The sequence below is a fragment of the Thiohalophilus sp. genome, from assembly GCF_031581315.1.
Lineage (GTDB): Bacteria > Pseudomonadota > Gammaproteobacteria > UBA6429 > Thiohalophilaceae > Thiohalophilus.
The window spans coordinates 11314-20129 of sequence record NZ_JAVLAZ010000008.1; the positions used below are offsets into that span (position 1 = coordinate 11314).

Sequence of the window (8816 nt, forward strand, 5' to 3'; positions counted from 1 at the left end):
CGTTCCAGTTTGTTGAATATCTTGTAGAGCTTGGCGCGATGCTCGTCACTGATACCGACGGCGACCGGCACCGGCACAATACCGCCCAGGATCGCACCCCAGAAGGCATCGATAAAATCGGGATTGCTGCGGGTCAGGATGACCAGCTCGTCACCGGGTTTCAACCCCATCGCCTGCAGGCGGCCCAGCATACTCTGCGCCTGTGCATGCAGCTGCCGATAGGTAATCACCTGTTCGCTATCGCGGCCTTCGATATAGGTCACGGTACGTTGATCGGAGGCGTTGTCGAGCAAGGCCTCGTTAAGCGTTTGATAATTCAGCATGGGGTTCGTTTCAACGACGTATCAGTTGCAAATAAATGGGCTGCTTGTTGCGCAGATTCACCGCCGGTTCCAGTTCAAGCGGCTGATCGTCCAGCAACTGCACGCGGAATTTTCGTGCCATCAGTCCAAAGTGCATCTGCATCTCGACGGTGGCAAAAAAATCCCCGATGCAGCGTCGCGGCCCGGCGGAAAAAGGAATATACGCCTGCTTGTGTTGCTCGCGAATATTCTCCTCGGCAAAACGTTCCGGATCGAACTTTTCCGGCTGCGGCCAGTAGCGAGGATGGCGATGCAGGAAATAGGGCGTGATAAAGATATCCGTGCCGGCCGGTACAAAATAGTCGCCGAGCTGATCGTCCTCGATGGCCCGGCGGGTATAAAGCCATACCGGCGGATAATAGCGCAGGGCCTCTTCGACCACCTGTTTGACGTAGGGTAACTGTTCCAGATCGTCAAAACCGGGAATCTGTTCGTAATCGGCGCTATCGACCTCGGCATGCAGCTTGCGCTCGACGTCCGGGTATTTGGCCAGAAAGTACCAGACCCAGTTGAGGGTAATCGCGCTGGTTTCATGCCCGGCGATGATCATGGTCATGATCTCATCCAGCAATTCCCGGTCGGTCATCGCCGCATCGGTTTCCTTGTCCCGTGCATCCATGAACATGGCCAGAAAGTCGATCCGCTCGGGCTGCTCGCGTCGACGCCGCTCGATCACTTCCAGAATAATCTTACTCAGGGCCCGGAACTTGATGACCAGTTGCATATCCCGCGCCATGTCCTCGGTGAGAATCGCAAACGGATTACTGCCCTGTTCGGCGATAATCCGATCCAGATCCTCGCTGAACAGGGAACGCAACACGATCTGCAGGGCCAGTTCGCTGGCCTCGGCGGTGATATTGATCGGCTCGCCCCGTTCGGCCTTCGTCTCCCAGCTGTCGAGCAGTTCCAGATTACAGCGTTTGATCTGCTCGGAGAGCTCGGCAATTACCTTGCGACTGAAAGCCGGCTGGATCATGCGCCGCTGGCGACGCCAGAATGGCCCGTCACTGACAATAATTCCGTTACCCAGCAGCATCTTGACCCGATCGAAGCCCACGCCTTTGGTATAATTCTGGTGATTCTTTACCAGAATGTGTTTGAGATAATCGGGGTGGTTGACCAGATAGCCGTCGCTCTTGCGGCTTTCGGAAGTCAGCCGGCAGATATCGCCATACTCGGCGATCAGCCCGGCGATAATATCAAAGGATTCCGGTGTGGTATTGAGATCGCAGGGCTGGGCCGGGCCGGGGGGTAATTTTTTCGAACCCTGTGCTGTCGCCGTCATTCGCTTGCCTGAATCTTGGAAAATCGTGATACGAGTTGATTATGTGCCAGTCTGAAGTCCGCCTACTATATATGAATATCGATCCGGAGAAAATCAGCCCGGCTAAGCTGGAGCGGTGGCTGGCACAACTTCCCGCCCGTAAACGTGAACAGATTGGCAAACACCGCCAGCATGCCAACCGGGTCCAGTCCGCCGCAGGCTGGCGCCTGGTGGAACAAGCCATGCACGATCTCGGTTTTGCCGAATTCAGCCTGGACGCGGTCGACTTCGCCAGTCCCCACAAATCCGACTCCCCCTTCCCCGCCGATTTCAATATCAGCCATTCGGGGCAACTGGTCTGCGCGGCGGCACTGGCCGGCGGGCGAATCGGCATCGATGTGGAACAGTTTCGATCTTTGAAAAGCGATGTCATACACAAATACCTGACTGCCGAACAGGCCCGTCAGTGCGAAGCGGAACCGAACCGGTTCTTTGATTTCTGGACCCGCAAAGAAGCGGTCATCAAGGCCCACGGCCAGGAAGGCATCGTGCGACTACGCGAGGTTGAACTGCAGGATGACAGGGCCGATTTCGCCGGCAAGACCTGGTATCTGACCCCGCTGCACCTGGCCGAAGGCTACGCCGGTCACATTGCCACCGATCAGCCTACAATCCGGCTCGAGATCGAGAAAGTCGATCCGGCTTATATCCGCAAATGAACGCGAATACACGCAAATATAAATTTACGTGTATAAACCAGAAGTCGGCTCACCGTTTTTTCATTGTTCTGACCAAGCCAATTATTCGCGGTTATTCGCGTTCATTAGCGGACTGAACTGCCACAATAGCGTTGTCACACCGCAAACCGTTATACTGGCCGACATCCGTCTATCACTCTAAATCATTATGAAACTACGCCGCCGTCTGCTATCGCTGTTTGCCAAACCCCTTCTCAAGGGCCTGATGAATATCCTGTGGCTGACCTGCCGGGTGAAGGCCGTCATCGGCGAGGACAATGCCGAACGGGTCCTGGCCGGTGGCAAGCCGGTGATTCCCTGCTACTGGCATCAACATCACATCTTCGGTATCTGGTACATGCTGCAGCTGCGTCGGCGTGGACTCAGGGTGGGCTTTTTGATCAGCCCCTCGCGGGACGGGGAAGTGCCGGCGAAGATTGCCGAGTCGTGGGGACTGCGGGCCATTCGCGGCTCCAGCCACCGCACCGGTGCCCGGGCCCTGAAGGAGCTGTATGAATTGATCACCAAAGAGGGTATCTCGCCGGTCAATACTTCCGACGGACCGACCGGACCAATCCACAAATTCAAACCCGGTGCCATCATGCTCGCACAAATGAGTGGCGCGCCCATTCTTCCAATTTCCTGGGCCGCCGATCGTTACTGGCAACTGGCCTCCTGGGATCGGTTTATTATTCCCAAGCCGTTTTCCCGCATTGTCATCGCCGTTGGCGAACCACGGCATATCGATCGCCAGCTGGGCATGACCGAACTGGAACCGGTGCAACAGGAACTGGAGCAGACACTGCAGGGCCTGACCGAAACAGCCGAACAGGCACTGCAGGGATAATTGCTGAAAGCCCCCAGACAGGCTATATCAGGGAGAGGCGGCGTGGAACACACTCCTGCCCGACTATAATACTCTCGCAAAGACGCGGAGCGCGCTGAGTTTGAACCATATCCGATTTCTTTGCGCCGTGGCGTCCCTGCGAGAGACAAGCTTTTTCCTTCTGCTTAGACTCTGTATATTCAGAGAATGCAATACAGCGGGAACTGGCCCCCTGGAGCGTAAACATAAACATCCGCCGAATCAGGCTTTCAGTTCTTCGCGCACGCCGGCGAGAATTTCCTGCATGCTGATCGTGTCGCGTAGCAGATCCATGACCTCTTTTTCGGTCACCGGCCGGCTGAACAAGAAACCCTGGATGGTATGGCAACCGAGTGCGTGCAGATAGGCCAGCTCACGGGCGGTTTCCACCCCTTCGGCCACCACATTCAGACGTAAACTGTGCGACAGGGCCATGATGGCAGTGACGATACTGGCATTGTCACTGCTGGCCCGATCATTAACATTGGTGACAAAGGAACGATCGATTTTCAATGTATCGATGGGGAAGCGTTTGAGATGACTCAGGGACGAATAACCGGTGCCAAAATCATCCACCGCAATACGCACGCCCAGTGACTTGAGCTCCTCGAGTACCCGGGCGCTGGTCGCCACATCGGACATCAGGCAGCTCTCGGTCACTTCGATCTCCAGATTATCGGGCTCGGCCTGGCTCTCTTCGAGAATTTGCTGAATGCGGGAGGTGAAATTGCTTTGCTCGAATTGGGGGGCCGCCACATTCACCGAAATCGGTAACACCGGCAAACCCGCCGCCTGCCAACGATTGCTCGCAGCGCAAGCTTCGCGGATGACCCATTCGCCAACCGGGATGATCAGCCCGCTTTCTTCGAGTACCGGTACGAACTCCAGCGGGGGCACCAGTCCGCGCTGGGGATGCTGCCAGCGAATCAGTGCCTCGAAGCCTTTGATGGAGCCGCTGGTCGAGTCGACTTTGGGCTGATAATGCAGTTCGAACTGATGCTGTTCCAATGCCGCGCGCAGACCGTGTTCGGCCCGGAGTCGCCCTGCACTGCCCTCGCCCATCTCCGGTGTATAAAAAGCGATATGCCGGCCTCCGGTTTTCTGGGCCCGCTGCATCGCCGCATCGGCCGACATCAACAGTTTTTCATCTTCCTGATGATCGACGGGATAAACCGCTATACCGACCCGGGTGGTGATATCGATCTCGTGCTCGTCAAACAGGTAAGGCTCATCGGCCACCTCGACCAGGCGCAATACGGCCTTTTCGATTTCATCCTTGCGCTCTACATCACCCATAATTATGGCGAAGTCATCGGCACACATACGTATGACGCTGTCACTGGCGCGCAGGATATTGCGCAGGCGCTGGGCCATTTCCATCAGCACGCGATCGGCTACCGCGTGTCCCAGAGCATGATTAATCCGCTGAAAGCGATCGATATTGATCCGCACCAGCGCCACCAGCTTCTCTTCCCGCCGGGCATGGGCACAGGCCCGTTCCAGCCGATCCCAGAACAGCACCCGGTTGGGCAGCCCGGTCAGATCGTCATGATAGGCACGCCGGGCCAGTTCGATATCTTGAAGTCGGGAACGGTTTAGCAACCAACGGTCGAGTAGCATCAGTGCCAGCAACCCGACGCCCAGCAACAGCAGCATCGACACCACCACGGTGCGCCGCGTTCCCGTCGCCAGTGCTTCCAGTGAGTCGGCGGGAGTCACCACTTCCAGCGAGGCCTGCGCCGGTTCGCCCACGGGGACACGGGTCAGCACCCGGGAGTTATCTTCCGCCTCGACCAGGACCGTCTTCCGGGATGTCGGGGAGGGAAAAAGGTCTGTGGGCTCCTGATCCGAAGCCGCTGACAACAGCGGCAAGCCATTGGTCCCGGAAAGCTGATAATACGTCGGCCCGAATGCCTCGATAAGGCGCTGCAGGCCTTCGCGTTCGGTCTTTGAGGCCTGGCCCGCGAGTAACGCCTGCCAGCCCGGTTGCTGTGGCAACAGTTGAGCCAGGTGTTCGGCCCGGGCCGTCTGCTGCTTGAGCAGGAGTGTCTCCTGCTGGGCAAGCAACACCTGCTGCACCGCGATACCCAGCCCGAGCACCAGTAGCAGTACCAGTAAAAATCCGGCGTGAAGCACATAGCCCTGCTGCCGGGAAATAGAATATTGGGTCATACAGCCTGTATTGCCGCGGGCGCGGTTCCTTTGAGTTTTATTGTGCTAAACAGGTGGCGCAGGCGGATTTATCGACACTTCCCGCCGCAAACTTGAGAGCTCTGTCACAGTTCCATCGCGCGATTCGGGCCCACGCCCCAGGTTATTGATTTAAAAGCTTAAAACCATAGGGAAACCGGTCACAGATTGGCGAGCCAAACACCTGGGATACCGGACAGCGGCCTATAATTGGTTCCATGCAATACGCCCTGCCCAGATTTGTCCACCCGACCACCCTGCTGCTGGTGGTCGGGCTGTTATGCCTGCAACCGGCCCAGGCCGCACTGGTCAAAATCGGGGTGTTCAGCCCCGAGGGTTTCGCCACCGGCATGCAACGCTGGCAGCCGAGCGCCGACTACCTGGGCCAGCAAATACCGGCGCACCGTTTCCAGATGCTGCCCTACCAGGATCTGGGCGAGCTGGAAGACGATGCGCGCCGGGGCAAATTCGATTTCGTCCTTACCCACCCGGCCTCCTTCGTTCAGCTCGAGCAACAGGCAGGCCTGATCCGGCTTTTGACCCGTCGTCACCGCGACGGCGCACTGCAACACGCCAGTGCCGCCGTGGTCATTTTCACCCGCGCCGACAACCGCATCCAGGGGCTCGCCGATCTGGCCCGGACCCCCTTTGTCACCACCCGCGCGCAGGATTACAGCAGCTGGCAACTGGTGCAGCTGGAACTGGAACGCCTGGGGCAGGATCCCGACCACGCCCTATCCGAGGTGACATTCGCCGGGGACAGCGAAGCGGTACTGGACGGTGTTATGAGTGGCGATTATCCGGCGGGTGCCATGGCAGCGCGGGATTTCGATCGTTTCCTGCGCCAGGGGCGTATTTCCCCGCAAGCAGTCCAGATCCTCGAGGCCAGTGAAACGCCCGGCTTTCCGTTTCGTTTCAGCGGCCGACTCTATCCGCAATGGCCGCTGGGTGTCCTGCCCGACACCCCGGCCGAACTGCGCCAGGCTGTGCAACAAAGCCTGCTGGCTCTGCCCGAAGGACACGTGGCACTGGAGGCCGGACACTATGCCGGCTGGCAACCTGCCGACAATTACCATGCCGTGCGTCCGTTACTGAGCAAAAGCCTGAGTCGCCATGTGGTTGAACGCCAGCTGAGCGTGGCCAACCTGTGGCTCGAGCAACACCGTCAAACGCTGTTGATCACGCTGGTATTCACCCTGCTGGCCTGGTTGCTGATCCGCCTGTTCGCCCATCCGCGAAAACTCGCCGGTCTTAAACGCCTTTCTACCCTTTAACCCGATATCTGATCGGGCTTTTTTGCCGCGCCATCCCGACCTGTTACAATAAGGCCGGTTTCAAACAACACACTCCCTACATGGCAAACGACGACACCAAAAAATATTCCGGCGAACTGCATGAGGGCGCGGATCGCTCCGCGCCCTATCCGGTCAGCCGCCTCGCCCCGGCGTTCGAGCTGGTCGATCTGGCCAAGCAGATCAGCGAGGCCGATAAAATGCTCAATACCCGGGTCAGCTCCAAGCTGAAGGTGATTGCCGATCAAATCCGGCATCTGCAGGATGAGGCGCGCCAGGTCCTCGAGGATACGCAGAAGGACCAGGAGCTGCATCAGGCGGCCTGCAACTTCCAGCGCCAGCCGGGACACATCTATCACCTGTACCGCAAGCCAAACGGGCAGACCTGGTTCTCCATGCTGTCACCCGATGACTGGCAGGGCCAGCCGCCCAACGAATATATCGGCTCCTACCGACTGGAAGCCGACATGTCCTGGACCGATATAGCCACGGTTAACGATGGTGACGGCGATGAAACCCGCGAGCTGGTCAAACGACTGCTGGAAGGCCACGGACTCTGACCCGGAACAGACGGGGATTTCCCCTGTCTGTTTACAATAAACCGGGCTGTTAGCTGTTTAGCTCTCCCCTGAATCTGACCCCTCAAACCTGGTTAAGGAAACATCCGTGTCACTGCGTGTGAAGCTGTTCGTCCTGTTACTGTTATTGACGCCCGGTTATGCGCTGGCTGGCGAACCGCCGCGTATGACGGTCGACGTTGAAAACCAGGAGCTGGAACTGCGCCATTATCCCGCCGAAGGTGACACGCTGGCACTCTGGTTCCCCCCCGGTTACGGATTCGTTGAGCGGCACGATCAGGTTGCCCGGGCCTTGCAAAAGCACGGCATCGAATCCTGGCAGGTGGACCTGCTGGAGAATCTGTTTTTACCGCGTGGCTCGGCCAGCATACGCCAGATCGATCCGGTACTGATTGCCCGCCTGATCGAACAGGCACAGCAGCAAACCGGCAAACCGGTAGTACTGATCACCAATTCCTATGGCGCCATTATTGCTCTGCGCGGGATGCGCGCGTGGCAGCAACAACATCCCGGCGATAACCGCCTGATCGGCGCGGTCATGTTCTCGCCCAATGCCTATCAGGGGATTCCATCACTGGGCCTGCCGCCACAGTATGTTCCGGAAACGTATGCCAGCAACATGCCGCTGATGATTCTGCAAAGCGCGCGCAACGGCAATCGCAGCCAGCTGAAGGATCTGCTGGGTGCCTTGCGAACCGGCGGCAGTCCGGTCTTCGTCCAGCTGATGCCGGGCGCCACATCGTTGTTCTACAAAGAAGATCAGGCCGAGGCGACACTTGAACACCTGCAACAGGCCCCGCAGCGTATTGCGCAGGCCATTGCGTTGCTGAACAAATTACCCACGCCACGGAAAGTTGCCCCGCTTCCGGATGAAACGCCCGTCGAAGAAACCCCGCTGGGCCTGGACATTGGCCTCAAGCCGTTTCGTGGTGCCTGGTCGCCGCCCGTACTGGATCTGAAAGATGCCAACGGCCAACAACACACCCTGCGGGATTACACCGGCAAGGTCCGGGTCATCAATTTCTGGGCCACCTGGTGTCCGCCCTGTGTGGAAGAGATCCCGTCCCTGAACCGGCTGCGCGAAAAAATGGCCGACGAACCGTTTGAACTGATCTCGGTCAACTACGCCCAGCAGGCCGATGAAGTGAAAGACTTCCTGCAGGAAGTGGAAGTGAATTTTCCAGTGCTAATCGATCATGACGGCACCGAGGCCGCCCGCTGGCGGGTCATCGCCTTCCCGTCAACCTATATCATCGATGCCAATGGCAGAATTCGTTACGGGGTTAATGCGGCAATCGAGTGGGACACGCCGCAGGTCATCGAAACTCTCAAACAATTGATCAGAAACACGACTGCGTCGTCAGCAGGAAAAAAGAGAGAGTAGTCCGCGAATAAACGCTAATACACGCAAATTTAAAACGACAAGTGATTTGCGTTAATTGGCGTGCATTGGCGGACCGGAGCCCCTGACGTTCAGAACAACATTTCGATCAAGCGGCAAAAGTTCACCTGCTTGCGGAATATCCTG

8 protein-coding genes are annotated in these 8816 nt (G+C 57.7%); 5 read left to right on the forward strand and 3 right to left on the reverse strand.

Annotated elements, in window-relative coordinates; all coding sequences use genetic code 11:
• Together RI563_RS01940 and RI563_RS01945 are read right to left on the reverse strand one after the other, a co-directional pair.
• Positions 1-323 (reverse strand): AMP-binding protein (locus RI563_RS01940; RefSeq protein WP_310692658.1); only part of this gene is annotated, 323 nt, incomplete at its 3' end.
• A 10-nt stretch (positions 324-333) separates the two neighbouring features.
• Positions 334-1647, reverse strand: a complete 1314-nt coding sequence (locus RI563_RS01945) for a cytochrome P450 (protein WP_310692659.1) — start codon at positions 1645-1647, stop codon at positions 334-336.
• A 71-nt stretch (positions 1648-1718) separates the two neighbouring features.
• Between RI563_RS01945 and RI563_RS01950 the strand changes: the two genes are divergently transcribed.
• Both RI563_RS01950 and RI563_RS01955 read left to right on the forward strand, forming a co-directional pair.
• Complete coding sequence (locus RI563_RS01950) at positions 1719-2345, forward strand: 4'-phosphopantetheinyl transferase family protein (protein ID WP_310692660.1); 627 nt, start codon at positions 1719-1721, stop codon at positions 2343-2345.
• 187 nt (positions 2346-2532) lie between these two features.
• Positions 2533-3210, forward strand: a complete 678-nt coding sequence (locus RI563_RS01955; RefSeq protein ID WP_310692661.1) for a lysophospholipid acyltransferase family protein — start codon at positions 2533-2535, stop codon at positions 3208-3210.
• Between the two features lie 240 nt (positions 3211-3450).
• Here RI563_RS01955 and RI563_RS01960 read toward each other — a convergent pair whose 3' ends face one another.
• Positions 3451-5400, reverse strand: a complete 1950-nt coding sequence (locus RI563_RS01960) for a bifunctional diguanylate cyclase/phosphodiesterase (protein ID WP_310692662.1) — start codon at positions 5398-5400, stop codon at positions 3451-3453.
• 236 nt (positions 5401-5636) lie between these two features.
• Here RI563_RS01960 and RI563_RS01965 point away from each other — a divergent pair, with 236 nt between their 5' ends.
• The 3 genes from RI563_RS01965 (at position 5637) to RI563_RS01975 (ending at position 8672) form a co-directional block, all read left to right on the forward strand.
• Positions 5637-6692 (forward strand): phosphate/phosphite/phosphonate ABC transporter substrate-binding protein, encoded by a 1056-nt coding sequence (locus tag RI563_RS01965; RefSeq protein ID WP_310692663.1) that lies wholly within the window; start codon positions 5637-5639, stop codon positions 6690-6692.
• Between the two features lie 80 nt (positions 6693-6772).
• The gene (locus RI563_RS01970) at positions 6773-7270 is read left to right on the forward strand and encodes a DUF2452 domain-containing protein (protein ID WP_310692664.1); all 498 of its coding nucleotides are present in this window, start codon (positions 6773-6775) and stop codon (positions 7268-7270) included.
• Positions 7271-7376: 106 nt separating this feature from the next.
• A complete protein-coding gene (locus RI563_RS01975; protein ID WP_310692665.1) occupies positions 7377-8672 on the forward strand; it encodes a TlpA disulfide reductase family protein in 1296 nt (431 codons plus the stop codon).
• Positions 8673-8816: the final 144 nt, after the last annotated feature.